14 protein-coding genes are annotated in these 13,342 nt (G+C 47.2%); 1 reads left to right on the top strand and 13 read right to left on the bottom strand.

Going from position 1 to position 13,342, the window contains the following annotated elements:
• Nucleotides 1-20 precede the first annotated feature (20 nt).
• From yqfC to rpsU, 6 genes are all read right to left on the bottom strand, one after another.
• Nucleotides 21-305: a sporulation protein YqfC gene (yqfC, locus tag ACQCVH_RS02110; protein ID WP_022544206.1), complete on the bottom strand. Its 285-nt coding sequence runs from the start codon at nucleotides 303-305 to the stop codon at nucleotides 21-23.
• A gap of 82 nt (nucleotides 306-387) precedes the next feature.
• Nucleotides 388-855, bottom strand: coding sequence for a hypothetical protein (locus ACQCVH_RS02105; protein WP_426834236.1), 468 nt, complete (start codon nucleotides 853-855; stop codon nucleotides 388-390).
• Nucleotides 856-890: 35 nt separating this feature from the next.
• Nucleotides 891-1,889, bottom strand: a complete 999-nt coding sequence (gene floA / locus ACQCVH_RS02100; RefSeq protein ID WP_224898926.1) for a flotillin-like protein FloA — start codon at nucleotides 1,887-1,889, stop codon at nucleotides 891-893.
• A gap of 51 nt (nucleotides 1,890-1,940) precedes the next feature.
• A complete protein-coding gene (locus ACQCVH_RS02095; protein ID WP_426834235.1) occupies nucleotides 1,941-3,281 on the bottom strand; it encodes an NfeD family protein in 1,341 nt (446 codons plus the stop codon).
• 223 nt (nucleotides 3,282-3,504) lie between these two features.
• Nucleotides 3,505-3,948, bottom strand: a complete 444-nt coding sequence (locus ACQCVH_RS02090) for a GatB/YqeY domain-containing protein (RefSeq protein ID WP_148976513.1) — start codon at nucleotides 3,946-3,948, stop codon at nucleotides 3,505-3,507.
• A gap of 17 nt (nucleotides 3,949-3,965) precedes the next feature.
• The gene (gene rpsU / locus ACQCVH_RS02085) at nucleotides 3,966-4,139 is read right to left on the bottom strand and encodes a 30S ribosomal protein S21 (RefSeq protein ID WP_009791389.1); all 174 of its coding nucleotides are present in this window, start codon (nucleotides 4,137-4,139) and stop codon (nucleotides 3,966-3,968) included.
• A 242-nt stretch (nucleotides 4,140-4,381) separates the two neighbouring features.
• On the opposite strand from rpsU, the gene ACQCVH_RS02080 reads away from it, so the two are divergent.
• A complete protein-coding gene (locus ACQCVH_RS02080; protein ID WP_426834234.1) occupies nucleotides 4,382-5,302 on the top strand; it encodes a Na/Pi symporter in 921 nt (306 codons plus the stop codon).
• A 51-nt stretch (nucleotides 5,303-5,353) separates the two neighbouring features.
• On the opposite strand, the gene deoC is transcribed toward ACQCVH_RS02080, so the two are convergent.
• The 7 genes from deoC to grpE form a co-directional block, all read right to left on the bottom strand.
• A complete protein-coding gene (gene deoC / locus ACQCVH_RS02075; RefSeq protein WP_426834233.1) occupies nucleotides 5,354-6,025 on the bottom strand; it encodes a deoxyribose-phosphate aldolase in 672 nt (223 codons plus the stop codon).
• Nucleotides 6,026-6,255: 230 nt separating this feature from the next.
• A complete protein-coding gene (mtaB, locus tag ACQCVH_RS02070) occupies nucleotides 6,256-7,608 on the bottom strand; it encodes a tRNA (N(6)-L-threonylcarbamoyladenosine(37)-C(2))-methylthiotransferase MtaB (RefSeq protein WP_426834232.1) in 1,353 nt (450 codons plus the stop codon).
• 5 nt (nucleotides 7,609-7,613) lie between these two features.
• Entirely contained in the window at nucleotides 7,614-8,360 is a 747-nt protein-coding gene (locus ACQCVH_RS02065; protein ID WP_426834231.1) for a 16S rRNA (uracil(1498)-N(3))-methyltransferase, read from the bottom strand.
• 140 nt (nucleotides 8,361-8,500) lie between these two features.
• Nucleotides 8,501-9,439, bottom strand: coding sequence for a 50S ribosomal protein L11 methyltransferase (prmA, locus tag ACQCVH_RS02060; protein WP_426834230.1), 939 nt, complete (start codon nucleotides 9,437-9,439; stop codon nucleotides 8,501-8,503).
• 21 nt (nucleotides 9,440-9,460) lie between these two features.
• Complete coding sequence (dnaJ, locus tag ACQCVH_RS02055) at nucleotides 9,461-10,582, bottom strand: molecular chaperone DnaJ (RefSeq protein ID WP_426834229.1); 1,122 nt, start codon at nucleotides 10,580-10,582, stop codon at nucleotides 9,461-9,463.
• Between the two features lie 206 nt (nucleotides 10,583-10,788).
• Nucleotides 10,789-12,618: a molecular chaperone DnaK gene (gene dnaK / locus ACQCVH_RS02050; RefSeq protein WP_426834228.1), complete on the bottom strand. Its 1,830-nt coding sequence runs from the start codon at nucleotides 12,616-12,618 to the stop codon at nucleotides 10,789-10,791.
• A gap of 30 nt (nucleotides 12,619-12,648) precedes the next feature.
• Nucleotides 12,649-13,272: a nucleotide exchange factor GrpE gene (grpE, locus tag ACQCVH_RS02045; protein WP_426834227.1), complete on the bottom strand. Its 624-nt coding sequence runs from the start codon at nucleotides 13,270-13,272 to the stop codon at nucleotides 12,649-12,651.
• Between the last annotated feature and the right edge of the window lie 70 nt (nucleotides 13,273-13,342).

Genomic DNA, 13,342 nt, shown 5'->3' with positions numbered 1-13,342 from the left:
ACCCGCATGACGGCTGGCCATTATTCGTCTATATACTGCACCTGATCGATTTTGCCTTCCAGCAGTATCTCTTCAGGGAGGATTGTCTTAATGACAAAGGTGCTTCCTTTGATGAGCAGCTGCCCTTGCTTGAGCAGAAGCCTGAGCTCTTTGTCGCTAAAAGCAATCAGTCCGCGGTGGTTCTCAATATATATATGAATTTGCCCAATCATTGTTATCCGGGGTAAATCCATCATGACATCTTGAGGAAGCTCCATTTGGTTGGTCATCCAGCTGCGAATGTATTGTCCCCACTTTTTAGCCATAAAAAAAAGAACCCCCTTTCATCTCATATGTATGAGATGGAAGGGGGTTCTAGCACTCTTTTTATTCGTTAATGCCGCCTGTTCAGCGTCTGTGCAGCCTGCGCGGGTTCTTGGAGCGTGGCGGACCCAGGATTTCTGACCAGACTATTGCGTCCGCAAGCTTCTCCCGGCTTACAGCAGCCCTTCCGGCAGGTTCAGCACTCTTGCTCTTCTCAGGGTTTCCAGCAGCGCTGCGCGCATTCTGAACCCTTCTTTCCAGCAGATCCTGCCTTTCAGAAAGCCTCCTTGCACGTTCTTCCGCCTGCTCTTTTCTTTCCTGGTAATAAGACTCCATGCTTTCGGAAGCTTGCCGTCCTGCTTTCTGAACCGGCGCAGCCGCTTTTTCCTCAGGCTCATATCCAGCATCCTCGTATGGGCCCGATTCCAGCTCCACATTCCCCGGCTGCTGTACTGGACCAGAACTGCTGCCGCGTTTCGCCTTGCTGAAAAGTGAGGAGATGATGCCGATCAGTACAACTAGAATAAATGGGTTTTCCAATAAGAATTCCAAGGAGAATCCTCCTTTCCCAGCATATTCCCGGCTAATTAGTCATTATTTTTCCCGTCCATGCCTGGATCTGTCGTTCGTCCAATTGAACCCCTCATATCCGTATCGGCAGATATATTCTGGATGTTCATGTAATCCATCACTCCAAGATTCCCTGACCGGAGAGCTTCTGACATGGCAAGAGGGACTTTGGCTTCTGCTTCGACAACCTTTGCCCTCATTTCTTCTACTTTTGCTTTCATTTCCTGCTCTTGGGCAACGGCCATTGCACGCCTTTCCTCAGCCTTAGCCTGTGCGATCTTTTTATCTGCTTCCGCCTGCTCAGTCTGAAGCTCGGCACCGATATTCTTGCCGATGTCAACATCCGCAATATCAATGGACAGAATTTCGAATGCCGTGCCTGCATCAAGGCCCTTGGACAGGACTGTCTGAGAGATCATGTCAGGGTTTTCAAGTACTTTCTTATGATTATCAGAAGAACCTATAGTGGAAACAATCCCTTCGCCTACACGGGCTACAATTGTTTCTTCCCCGGCTCCCCCTACAAGACGCTCGATATTTGCCCGGACCGTGATCCGCGCTTTTGCTTTGACTTCTATGCCATCCATTGCCACACCGGCAATGAACGGTGTTTCAATCACCTTAGGATTGACGCTCATCTGAACGGCTTCAAGAACGTCACGTCCCGCAAGGTCGATGGCAGCAGTTCTCTCAAAGCTCAATTCAATATTGGCCCTGTGTGCGGCTATCAGTGCGTTGACAACCCTATCCACATTACCTCCAGCTAGATAATGGCTCTCAAGCTGGTTTGTTGTAACTTCCAGACCCGCTTTATGGGCTTTAATCAATGGATTGATGACCCTATTCGGGATGACCCGGCGGAGCCTCATCCCAATCAATGTGAAAATGCTGACCCTGACGCCTGCCGCCAGGGCGGAAATCCACAGTGCCACTGGCACGAAAGTAAACAGCACCGCCAGCAGAATAACCGCCAGAACCACGGCCACTAAAATAAATACAGTTCCTTCTCCTAACATTTTGTTCCTCCTTAAAATCTATTTGTCTTCCCTTGTTTCACGGGAATCCATTCATTGATCAGCTTTTTTATCCATATTAAGCATTTCCCTAACAACAATTCGGGAGCCTTCTGCTTTTACGACCCTTATCCTGGCCCCTTTCTGGATAAAGCCGCCTTCGCTGACAACATCTATCCGCTCATCCTCGAGCACAGCCGTCCCGGCCGGCCTCAAGGCGGTTAAAGTATAGCCTTCAAGCCCGATAAGCTCTGCACGCGTCTTGTTTGAGACATACCCTTTCTCAGTGCTTGTCGAATCGCTCAATATAATCTTCCTGAAGAATTTCATTTTTTTACCAAACACCTTTATCATTAAGATGGATGCCAAAATGGAAATGCCAATGGCAATTAAAATGGAAACGGCCGTATGGACAACGTTATCAGTTGCAAGAAACAAGCTTCCAACAACCGAAACAAGGCCTATTGCCCCGGCAATCCCTCCTGGAAGGAAAAACTCCAGTATAATCAGCCCCAGGCCGACCACAAACAAAACGATGGACTCATACCCTGCCAGGCCTGCAACCATATGCCCGTAAAAAAACAGCAGGAGGGCAGCAAGTCCCATAGATCCCGGGATGCCGAATCCCGGCGAGTAAAGCTCAAGCACAAGGCCCAGGCTGCCGACGGACAAGAGAATCGGCACGACAACCGGATGGGTGATAAAACGGGCTATTTTCTCTGCAAAGCTTTCATCAAGGCTCCTGACCTCTGCCCCTGAATAGCCAAGAGTTTCCAGCAGTTCATCAAGAGAAGAAACCGTCCCTTCAGAATAACCAGCCTGTTCTGCCTGTTCAGATGTCAAAGTGAGAAGCTTCCCTTTTGGGGCGCCATATTCAGGCAGATCAACCGACTCATCCGCCATTGCCAGTGCTATCTCCTGATCCCTGCCCGACTGGTTAGCAGCACTCTTCATGGCACTCAGCCAATAGGATTCGGCTTTCTTTCCTGCGGTGTTCCCTGATTGGTCGATAATGGCAGCAGAGCCCATTACAGCTCCCGGAACCATATATATTTCATCCATATTCAAAGAGATATAGGCACCGGCCGATAGGGCCTGATTATTGACAAATGACACAGTTTTCAATTCTGTTTCCGCGAGCAGCTTGCCTATTTTCCCGGCAGCATCAACTGCGCCTCCAGGTGTATCCATTTCAAAGATTATGGCAGAAGCCCCGTTCTCTTCAGCTGTACTGACAGCCCTGTTCAGAAATGCATAAAGGCCCTTTTCCACTGTTTCTTCAATGGGGACAACGTATACCACTTCATTATCAGCATTCCCTTTTTCGGGAATCAGCATAATCAGCAGGATACCTAAAAACGCCAGCAGAGTGACTGCCCTTCTGAGAGCCACCATTTCCTCCTCCTTTCACAAACAAAAGTCAATCTCCTTTTACTTACGTTTCAAAAAGAAAAAAGATTCATTTTTAGCACATTTTCTGTTTTTGCCTTTATTTCCTATGTAGTAGTTTTAAACAGCGATACACCTTCCATACGTACCCAGAAAATTATTGCCGCATGCCGCATTTATGCAATAAAAAGACCGCAGGCAGATGCTTGCGGTCTTTTGGCATACTTTTTCATGAAAGGTGTTGTTGTACAAGTTTATTTACAAGTGAGCCGTCCGCTTTGCCTTTTACTTTAGGCATAATGGCAGACATCACTTTTCCCATATCGGCTTTTCCTGATGCTCCAGTTTCTTCAATTGTCTCCTGGACAATCTTTGATACTTCATCTTCAGACAGCTGCTTGGGCATATATAGCTCGACGAATACTAATTCGTTCCGCAATTTTTCAACAAGGTCTTCACGACCTGCTTTTTCAAATTCATGGAGGGAGTCCTTGCGTTGTTTCACTTCGCGAGAAAGGACAGTTAACTCCTGCTCTTCGTTAAGCTCTCCGCCAAGCTTGATGGCTTCATTCTGCAGAGATGCTTTAATCATCCGAATGACAGTGAGTTTATCTTTTTCTTTGTTTTTCATCGCTTGTTTCATATCATCATTTAAACGCTCGAGAAGACTCATAGTTGATACACCCTCTCTTAGAACTTACGTTTTCTAGCAGCTTCGGACTTCTTCTTGCGCTTTACACTAGGTTTTTCGTAGAATTCGCGCTTTCTCGCCTCTTGTAAAGTACCTGTTTTAGATACAGAACGTTTGAAGCGACGAAGAGCATCTTCAAGCGATTCGTTCTTTTTAACGACTGTTTTAGACATTCTCTTTCCCTCCCTCCGAGCACAACACACTTACATCAGAAACATAGATTTCCATGTACCTTGCAATTATAATATAACAGTGATACAAGGTCAACTGTAATTCATCACGGGCAGGTGCAGTTTTTTTTGCAGGCTCTGTCTCCTTAAATATAATTTACCATAAAAGCGGTGAAATTAAACCCTATTCTCCAGGCATGTCCAGTCCCGCTCCTTCATAGAGTTTAAATGAAGGAGTGAGAAATATGCTGCTGATTTGCCTCTTTTTATTCTTGATTATCTTTTTCATATATGGAATGACCCTGTTAAGATCAGGATTATTCGGACTGTCCGGTGATTCATTCAAGCGGAAGATCGCCGCTTACACCCATCTTCCCTGGCAGGGAATGCTTGCCGGAATCCTGATTACAGCTGTCCTGCAAAGCAGCTCTGCTGTCATGGTACTGACGATCGGCCTGATTTCCGCCCGAATCCTGACCTTTCCCCAATCGATCGGCATCATCCTGGGGACAAATATAGGAACTACTTTTACGACAGAATTCATCACTTTCAATATCGAGTCTCTCATCATCCCCTTGGCAGCAGCCGGGTCCTTCCTCATCTTATTTGGAAGAAAGGCACTGAAGCATATCGGCATGGGAGTCCTTGGCATCTCCATTGTTCTTTCCTCCATGAAAGGCTTTGAATTTCTTGCTTCCCCGCTGAAGGGTGTCCCATTTCTGACCGGTATTCTCGAGTTTATGGAGAACAGCCATCTCACTGGGGCAGCAGTTGGCATGGTGCTGACAGCCATCATCCAATCCAGCACAGCCGCAGTAGGGATTATCATGGGGTTTCTGAACGGCGGGATCATAGAACTGGATACAGGCATAGCTTTCATGCTCGGAGCCAATATCGGGACCTGCCTTACTGCCTACCTTGCATCCATTGGTGCAGGGAAGGAGGCACGCCTTACTGCCTTTGCACATATTTGGCTGAATATTGCAGGGGCAGCCCTATTCCTCCCTTTCACAGGCTTCCTTGCCTCATTTGGTGAATGGGCAGCTGCCGAGCCGGATGTTCAGCTGGCACATGTGAGTGTGCTATTCAATGTGCTGACTTCTTTAATGGTTCTTCCTTTTGCTGAACAGTTTGGAAAGTTCATTATGAAGTTCCATAGCAGATAAAAAAAAGACAGGCACCAGCGCTGGAGGCTGTCCTGTCATTTTTATTAGCAATTAATAATCCGAATCGCCCGTTAATCCATTAACAATTGCCACACCGGAGCTTGCGCCGATTCTTGTAGCTCCTGCCTCGATCATCTGCTGGGCATCCTCTGTGCTGCGGACACCGCCTGATGCTTTAACACCGATCTCAGGACCGACTGTTTTTCTCATCAGCCTGATATCTTCAACGGTTGCGCCGCCGGTAGAGAAGCCTGTAGAAGTTTTTACAAAATCAGTACCAGCTTTCACAGCCAGCTCACATGCCAGGACCTTCTCATCCTCTGTAAGGAGGGATGTTTCAATAATAACCTTTGTAAGTGCCTTCCCTTTTGCCGCCTCAACGACTGCACGGATATCAGCTTCTACAAGATCACTGCTGCCGCTCTTTAATGCGCCGATATTAATGACCATATCTACTTCAGTTGCGCCGTTTTCAATGGCATTATTAGTCTCAAATGCTTTTACCTCAGAAGTTGACGCCCCCAGCGGGAAGCCGATGACAGTGCAGACATCTACGCCTGACCCCTTCAGCAGTTCACTCGCGTAGCTGACCCACGCAGGGTTAACACAGACAGACGCGAAACTGTATTCTTTAGCTTCTGAACAAAGCACCTCAATCTGTTCTTTTGTCGCATCCGCTTTCAATAATGTATGATCGATCATTTTTGCTACATTGGTTGCCATATCAATGGTTCTCCTTTCAAACAAACAAGTTGTCCGTACCTCTACATCATACCATTGTCTTTCCGAAAAATGTACCTCAAATTACAGGTTTTCATAGTTTTTTGCAATCGTTTTCTTTAAACCTTTTTATTTTTTAAATTTTGAAGGGGAAATATGTATGTGAAGGACTGTCCCAATCAGTTTTTGGCATAAAAAAGGAATGGGAGACTCCCCATTCCTCATTAGTCTGCTTAGACTGCAGCTTCCTCGAAAACTGCATCCTCATCAATGACCCGGACAAACTGTCCTTCATTATAAGGATAGCCTGCCTTGGATATCTTAACTTTTACGATTTTCCCTATCATCTCTTCTGATGCAGGGAATACGACTTTCAGGTAATTGTCAGTATATCCGACATAAAGGCCGCTCTCAGGATCTTCCTTGTAAATTTCCTCAGGAATGACTTCAAGCACCTCATTTTCAAACTGTGATGCATATTCCTTTGCCAGCTGATCGGAAAGGGAAATAAGGCGGTGCACCCGCTCATTCTTGACTTCCTCATCAATCTGGTCTTCCATCCGGGCTGCAGGTGTACCGGTCCTTTTTGAGTAAGGGAATACATGCAGCTCAGAGAATTTATGCTCTTTGATAAAATTGTACGTTTCCATGAACTCTTCCTCAGTTTCACCAGGGAAGCCGACAATAACGTCAGATGTGACGGCAAGGCCGGGAAGCGCCTCTTTTAGGCGGTCCAGACGCTCGGCAAAGAATTCCATTGTGTACTTTCTTCTCATCCTCTTAAGTACAGTATTAGAGCCTGACTGCAGAGGTATATGCAGGTGTCTTACGACCACTTCGGACTTGTCCATTACCTCAATCACTTCATCAGTGATCTGGCTTGCTTCGATAGAGGAAATGCGCAGACGCTTCAGGCCTTTTACCTGTGCCTCAAGATCCCTTAGCAGCATGGCAAGGTTGTAATCCTTCATGTCTTCTCCATAGCCGCCTGTGTGGATGCCTGTCAGGACAATTTCCTTATAGCCGGCATCGACGAGCTGCTGCGCCTGGCGGATGACTTCCTGCGGATCGCGGGATCTCATCAAGCCCCGCGCCCACGGGATGATGCAGAATGTACAGAAGTTATTGCACCCTTCCTGTATCTTCAGGGAAGCGCGGGTCCTGTCCGTGAAGGCAGGTACATCCAGTTCTTCGTACACACGATTCTTCATAATATTCCCGACCGCATTGATCGGCTGGCGTTCTTGTTTATACTGTTCAATATACTCCAGCATCTTGACCCTGTCCTGTGTACCCACGACGATGTCCACACCAGGGATGGCCATGATTTCTGCAGGCGAGGTCTGGGCGTAGCAGCCCGTTACACAGATAACGGCATCAGGATTCTTCCTGATCGCCCTTCTGATGACCTGGCGGCTTTTTTTATCGCCCGTGTTCGTTACTGTGCAGGTATTAATAATATATACATCGGAAGCAGATTCAAAATCTGTCCGTTCGTAGCCTTCTTGCTTAAACAATTGCCAGATTGCTTCTGTTTCATAATGGTTCACTTTACATCCAAGTGTATGAAAAGCAACTGTTGCCATTGTATTCACCTCATTAGTTCAAAATGATAAGAAACAGCCGCAAGCGCATATAGCGGCGCTGTTTCAGTACGCAATATCCTCGGGCCAAGTCCGCATGACACAAAACCATTGTCCTTTAAAAGTGCAGCTTCCTTTTCCGAAAAGCCGCCTTCCGGGCCAAACACCATGAGAAGGGACTGCCCCTCTTCCATGCCAGCCAAAAGAGATGCAAAAGCAGAGCTTTCCCCATCTTTGGCATCTTCCTCATAGGCGATCACTTTATGGTCATAGACCTCGCCAAGTTCTATCAGCTCTTTCATGCTCACAGGCTGCAGCACATCAGGCTGCATGTCTCTATGAGACTGCTCGGCCGCTTCTTTGGCGATTTTCTGCCAGCGTTCTGTTTTCTTTCCCGCTTTCTTTTCATCCCATTTTACAATCGAACGGGCTGCAGTAAAAGGGATAAACACTGAAGCTCCAAGCTCTGTCCCCTTTTGGATGATCAGCTCGAGCTTATCCCCTTTAGGCAATCCGCTCGCTATTGCAGCTTTGATTGGAAGCTCTGAGCTCGCTTCCTTCCATTGTACTACTTCCGCAATCACTTGTTCATCGGTAATTTCTGCAATCCGGCATACCGCACTCCTGCCTCCGCGGACCGCACAAATAATACTGTCCCCTTCTTTCATGCGCATGACCCTTGTAATATGGTGAAAGTCGTCGCCTGCTATGCTGAATTTTCCCTCTGTATCCCGGTCTGTGAAATAACGCTGCATGGCTGCACCTGCCTACCTTTCATATTTGCAAATGCCGTATGGCTGCAATCCGCCAAACGGAAAAAAGGGACTTTGAAGGACATGGGGTGTATCCCAGCTTCAAGTACTCCCGTTTTTTCCCGCCCAGTCAGATATTTGTCTTATTTATTTCTGGCAATGATGGCAACCCAGTCTTCCATTTGCAGGATTTCTTCAATTTCGAACCCGGCCTGGATGATTGCATCTTTGACCTGCTGCTTTTTCTGCTGGATGATGCCTGATGCAATGAAGCATCCGCCTTTTTTCACTGTTTTGGCCACATCATCGGTAAAGCGCAGGATAACCTCGGCCAGGATATTGGCAACCACGACATCGGCCCCTTCCTGCACTCCGTTTAACAGGTTGTTCTGCGAAACACTTACGGTCTCATGGACCTTATTCAGCTTGATGTTAAGTCTTGCAGACTTAACAGCCACTTCATCAAGATCAAGGGCTTCCACTTTTTCCGCTCCAAGCATGGCAGCAGCAATGCTGAGCACACCTGAACCTGTTCCAACGTCAACCACTCTGTCCCCTTTTGCCACTGTACGCTCCAGCGCCTGGATGCACATGACTGTCGTCGGATGTGTTCCAGTGCCAAAAGCCATGCCCGGATCAAGCTCGATAATCAATTCATCGCTGCTTACAGGAGTATAATCCTCCCAGGTTGGTACAATGGTGAACCGTTCAGATATTTTAACAGGATTATAATATTTTTTCCAGGCAGTAGCCCATTCCTCTTCGTTCACTTCACTGATCGTCACTTTATTAAGCCCGATATCAATATTGTAAAGGATAAGGCCATTGATGGCTTCCTTAATTTCATCGACCGTCTCGCCCAGGAAGCTGTTGACCGGAAGATAGGCTTTCACAATAACGCCTTCTTCTGGGTAATCTTGGGGATTGAGCTGGTAGATTTCACCGAATTGATCTTCTCTGTCTTTAATCAAGTCAAACGGGTCCTCAATGACTACTCCGCTTGCTCCGGCTTCATGCAAAATGTTTGAAATCGGTTCAATCGCCTCATTCGTTGTATGAATGCTGATTTCTGACCATTTCATTCTCTACCAACTCCCATTCCTTTATTCACCCTTAAAGGCTCTTTTTACCTTTGCAAAAAAGCTTTCTTCCTGTTCACCCTGCGGCACTTGGCCGCTCACTTCACCAAACTCCTGCAGGAGCTGCTTCTGTTTTTCTGTCAGTTTTGTCGGTGTGACAATCCGTACAAGTATGTGCTGGTCGCCATTTCCGTAGCCTCTGACATTCGGCACGCCTTTTCCTTTCAGACGGAAGCGGGTGCCTGTCTGCGTCCCGGCAGGAACCTTCAGTTTCACTTTCCCATGAAGGGTCGGCACCTCGATTTCATCCCCAAGGGCTGCCTGGACAAAAGTGATTGGCATTTCACAATAAATATCGTCGCCTTCACGTTCAAAGAATTCATGTCCTCTGACATGGAATACTACATAAAGGTCTCCCGGAGGGCCGCCGTTTATGCCGGGTTCACCCTGTCCGGTCACGCGCAGCTGCTGTCCGTCATCAATGCCGGCAGGAATTTTCACATGGATTTTCTTCCGCTTGGTCACTTTGCCTGAGCCGCCGCATGTTTGGCATTTTTCTTTGATCTCTTTGCCTGTTCCGCTGCAGTACTGGCATACCCTTCTGTTGACAATCTTGCCAAACGGCGTATTCTGCTCAACATTCAGCTGGCCTGAGCCATGGCAATGCCGGCATGTCTCAGGCTTTGTACCAGGCTTGGCCCCTGACCCGTCGCAAGTCTCGCATGTTTCTTCCCTTGGTATTTCAATATCAGTTTCTTTTCCAAATACCGCTTCTTCAAAGGAAAGAGACATTGTATATTGAAGATCGGCCCCCTGCCTTGGTGCATTCGGATCTCTTCTCCTTCCGCCGCCTCCAAAGAAAGTGCTGAAGATATCTTCGAAGCCGCCGAAGCCGCCTCCGAAATCTCCTCCCCCAAAGCCCTGGTTGGGATCTGTATGGCCAAACTGGTCATAATGGGCGCGCTTCTGATCATCACTCAAAACTTCGTATGCTTCTTTTACTTCCTTGAATTTCTCATCTGCATCCGCTTCTTTATTAATATCAGGATGATACTTTTTTGAAAGCTTGCGGTAGGATTTCTTTATTTCATCCTTGCTGGCACTTTTGCTGACCCCCAGGACCTCATAATAATCCCGTTTGCTCATGAATTTCACACTCCCCGGTCATTTCACATAAAGATTATTGTATCACTCTACAAAGAAAAAGCGCAATAACAAACTAAAAGCGGAGGGCGCTTGCCCTAATAAGGAACGCATGCTAAACAGCTGTGCCTGTGCACTGCTCCAGATAAAGAAAAAAAGCCAAAGCCAAGTGAAACCTGACTTTGACTTTTATATCCTGCTGCCTGCTATTATTTTTTGTCGTCGTCGTTTACTTCTTCGTATTCTGCGTCAACGACATTGTCATCTCCGCCTTGGCCTTCAGCACCCTGGGCTGCCTGTGCCTGCTTCGCTGCTTCTTCGTAGAGCTTCATAGAAAGATTCTGGACGATTTCCTGAAGGGCATCCTTCGCAGAGCGGATTTCTTCCAGCTCGTTCTTTTCGATTGCTGCCTTCAATGCATCCTTAGCTTCGTTCGCTTTCGCAACTTCCGCTTCATCCACCTTGCCTTCAAGATCCTTTAGAGTCTTTTCTGTAGTGAAGACGAGCTGGTCTGCCTCATTGCGAAGCTCCACTTCTTCTTTGCGCTTTTTATCTGCTTCTGCATTTTCTTCTGCTTCCCTGACCATTTGCTGGATTTCATCGTCAGAAAGGCCTGTGGAAGATTTAATTGTGATTGTCTGCTCTTTGTTTGTTCCAAGATCTTTGGCGCGTACATTGACGATGCCGTTTTTGTCAATATCGAAGGATACTTCGATTTGAGGAACGCCGCGCGGTGCCGGCGGGATATCAGTCAACTGGAAGCGGCCAAGTGTTTTATTGTCTGCTGCCATTGGGCGTTCACCCTGAAGCACATGGATATCAACAGCAGTCTGGCTGTCAGCCGCTGTAGAGAATACCTGGGACTTGGAAGTCGGGATTGTTGTGTTGCGCTCGATCAGCTTCGTGAACACACTGCCCATTGTTTCGATTCCCAGTGATAATGGCGTTACATCCAACAGGACTACATCTTTAACATCTCCGGAAATGACTCCGCCCTGGATCGCTGCGCCCATAGCAACAACTTCATCAGGGTTCACGCCTCTATGAGGGTCTTTTCCAACTTCCTTCTTGATTGCTTCCTGAACTGCAGGAATACGGGTTGAACCGCCGACAAGGATGACCTTATCGATTTCTGATGGAGAAAGGCCGGCATCTTTGAGCGCCTGGCGCGTAGGTCCCATTGTACGTTCTACAAGGCCCGCTGACAGTTCATCAAACTTCGCTCTGGACAGTGTAACCTCCAGGTGAAGAGGACCTGCATCCCCTGCAGTGATGAACGGAAGGGAGATTTGTGTAGAAGTGACGCCGGACAAATCTTTCTTCGCTTTTTCAGCTGCATCTTTCAAGCGCTGAAGCGCCATTTTGTCTTTTGAAAGGTCGATGCCGTTTTCTTTCTTGAACTGGTCTACTAGATAATCAATGACTACCTGGTCGAAGTCATCCCCTCCTAGACGGTTGTCGCCGGCAGTTGATTTAACTTCAAAAACTCCGTCGCCAAGTTCGAGTATGGATACATCAAATGTACCGCCGCCAAGGTCATAAACAAGGATTGTCTGGTCTTCGTCCATTTTGTCAAGACCGTATGCAAGAGCCGCTGCTGTAGGCTCGTTGATGATGCGCTCTACTTCCAGGCCGGCAATCCTGCCTGCATCTTTTGTCGCCTGGCGTTCAGCATCATTGAAATATGCTGGAACTGTGATAACAGCTTTCTCAACCTTTTCACCAAGATAATCTTCTGCATAGCCTTTAAGATACTGAAGGATGATAGCAGACATTTCCTGCGGCGTATATTCCTTGCCTTCTGCTTCCACTTTATGGTCTGTACCCATATGGCGTTTAACAGAAATAATCGTGTTTGGATTTGTAATGGATTGGCGCTTAGCTACCTCGCCAACCTGGCGTTCGCCGTTTTTAAATGCGACAACTGATGGAGTTGTACGGTTTCCTTCCGGATTCGGAATTACTTTAGGCTCTCCGCCTTCTAGAACGGATACACATGAGTTTGTAGTACCCAAGTCAATGCCAATGATTTTGCTCATGTTCCTTACCTCCCGATATATGTAGTTTTATTATTGGTTTACTTTTACCATTGCCGGACGGATGACCCTGTCCTTTAGCATATAGCCTTTTTGGAACTCTTCCACAACTGTGTTGGATGCGAAATTTTCGTCTTCAACCTGCATGACAGCCTGGTGCAGATGGGGGTCAAATTCTTTTCCGACAGCCTCGATTGCTTCGGCGCCTTCTTTTTTGAGTGCCTCTGCCAGACTGCGGTAAACCATTTCCATTCCCTGCTGGAGCGTTTTGGCCTGCTCATTGTCAGTTTCCATTTTCAGTGCTCTCTCAAAATTATCAAGGGCCGGAAGCAGTTCAGTAATCAGTTTTTGTGCTCTATATTTTTCAGCCGCCTCTTGATCAAGCTTTGCACGGCGCCTGGAATTATCAAAATCTGCCTGAAGACGGAGATAGCGGTTTTCAGCTTCCCCCAGCTTAGCCTCAAGCTCAGTAATTTTTTCATGCGCAGCCTTCAGCTCTGCGGAGTCTTCCTGGCCCATTGATGGCTCTTCACCATTTTCACCAGTTTCAGATGCTTCAGCTGATTCGCCAAACACTGCTTCAATCGGCTCATTGCTTTCTTCTGCAGCGGCTGCTTTCTGTTCTTCTTCCTTTAAAAAGTCCTTATTGTCTGCCAACTAGTTCACCTCCCTTAAAGGTTAAGCATGCCTGGCCTGACTTGCATGCCTAGGACGCTGATTGGATATA

Source organism: Bacillus infantis (assembly GCF_050107595.1).
Lineage (GTDB): Bacteria > Bacillota > Bacilli > Bacillales > Cytobacillaceae > Bacillus_AB > Bacillus_AB infantis_C.
This window is presented reverse-complemented; position numbering and strand designations above follow the sequence as displayed.